This is a genomic window from Prevotella sp. MGM2, assembly GCF_002933955.1.
Lineage (GTDB): Bacteria > Bacteroidota > Bacteroidia > Bacteroidales > Bacteroidaceae > Alloprevotella.
The window spans coordinates 1-1797 of sequence record NZ_BEWW01000042.1 but is presented as its reverse complement, the minus strand read 5'-3'; the positions used below and the strand labels follow the sequence as shown (position 1 = coordinate 1797).

At 53.5% G+C, this 1797-nt stretch carries 2 protein-coding genes and 1 pseudogene; all 3 read left to right on the top strand.

What is annotated here, in order from left to right; all coding sequences use genetic code 11:
• Positions 1-589: DNA topoisomerase (locus tag C5S62_RS00990; RefSeq protein ID WP_190311531.1), on the top strand; the 589-nt coding region annotated here is incomplete at its 5' end.
• A 162-nt stretch (positions 590-751) separates the two neighbouring features.
• A complete protein-coding gene (locus C5S62_RS00985; RefSeq protein WP_004304266.1) occupies positions 752-1204 on the top strand; it encodes a DUF1896 domain-containing protein in 453 nt (150 codons plus the stop codon).
• Positions 1194-1751, top strand: a pseudogene (locus C5S62_RS00980) (DNA methylase); the annotation flags it as partial. The gene C5S62_RS00985 and the pseudogene C5S62_RS00980, both read left to right, overlap by 11 nt.
• Positions 1752-1797 lie beyond the last annotated feature (46 nt).

Sequence of the window (1797 nt, the reverse complement as noted above, 5' to 3'; positions counted from 1 at the left end):
CATCGGTACTCCCGCCACACGCGCCTCCATCATCGAAACGCTTTTCAAGCGCGGTTACATGGAACGCTGCAAGAAGTCGCTTGTTCCCACCGAAAAAGGACTTGCCCTCAATTCCGTCGTCAAGACGATGCGCATCGCCGATGTTGCCATGACGGGCGAATGGGAAAAGGAGCTGGCGCGTATCGAGCGCGGGGAACTGTCCGACGACACCTTCCGCAAGGAGATAGAGGCGTACACACGTGAGATAACCTCCGAACTGATCTCGTGCGACAAGCTCTTCGGCAGCCGTGACTCCGGCTGCGCGTGTCCCAAGTGTGGCACGGGCAGGATGCGGTTCTACGGCAAGGTGGTACGCTGCGACAACACGGAGTGCGGACTGCCCGTGTTCCGGCTGAAAGCGGGACGCACCCTGTCCGACGATGAAATCAAAGACCTGCTCACCGAAGGGCATACCAAGCTGCTCAAAGGGTTCAAGAGCAAACAGGGCAAGAGTTTCGATGCTGTTGTCGCCTTTGACGGGGAATATAACACGACTTTTGTGTTCCCGGAGGCTAAAAAGGACAAGAAATTTTCAGGACGGAAGAAATAGTATTAACTTTGCCACTTGTTCAGAGTAATGAATTGTTCTTCGATACCGGATTACACTCATACTTTGGATTTAGTGGTGGCACTCGGAGGGATACCGAGTGCCTTTTTCTTCCTTTTTCCAACCGATTATCCCGTTAATTATCAATCCGCTAAATCCAAAGTAATGAACAACAAGAAGAAAAACGAGGGTCAGACCGACTTTTCCTATTACGGTCTGTACCTGCTGGACTATCTCCGCACGAACAAGTTTGAACAGGCTGACGACACCGCTTTCATACGGGAACGGGCCGACCGTGCCGCCGAAACGTATGAGAGGGCACGGCTTGAAGGCTATCCCGCCGATGGTGCGCAGGAACTGGCGATGGACACGCTGCTGCGCGGGCTGCATTATTCCCGTTACGCCATCCTCCGCGAAGTCGTGGAAAACGAGTTTGCCGATGAAGTGCCGGAAGAGAAGCGTGAAGCCTTTGTCCTGAAACTGCTGCCGCTTGTCGGCAACGTGTTCTCCGTCTATGACCTCTCGGATGACAATTTCGCCCTGTCTTCCGATTACGACCTGCTCTACACGGAGCTGACGGGAGCAACCGTCCTTTACTTAGACGAATATGGCGTTTAACCGCAAACAGAAACTGCGGGACAACATCGAGGCGATACGGACGGCATTCATCCTTGACAGGGAAAATAGGACAGCGACAACTGAAGAGCGTGCCATACTTCAAAGGTACTGCGGTTTCGGCGGTCTGAAATGTATCCTCAACCCTGCAAAGGAACTGACGGATGCCGTCCGGTGGGCGAAATCCGACCTCGAACTGTTCGCCCCGACGGTGGAGCTGCACAGGCTTATCCGTGAGAACAGCAAGGACGAAACAGAGTACAAGCGGTTTGTGGATTCGCTGAAAGCGTCCGTGCTGACCGCTTTCTACACCCCCAAAGAGATAACCGACACCATCGCGGACGTGCTGGCAGATTACAGCGTCCGCCCCGCCCGTATGCTCGAACCGTCGGCAGGTGTCGGCGTGTTCGTGGATTCCATGCTGCGGCACAGCCCCAATGCGGATGTGATGGCTTTCGAGAAGGATCTGCTCACGGGTACAATCTTGAGGCATCTCTATCCCGACCAGAAAATGCGCACCTGCGGTTTTGAGAAAATCGAAAGACCGTTCTAATGTGGCGATGACATTTATGTTTGGATTACTTGATAAGGAATTA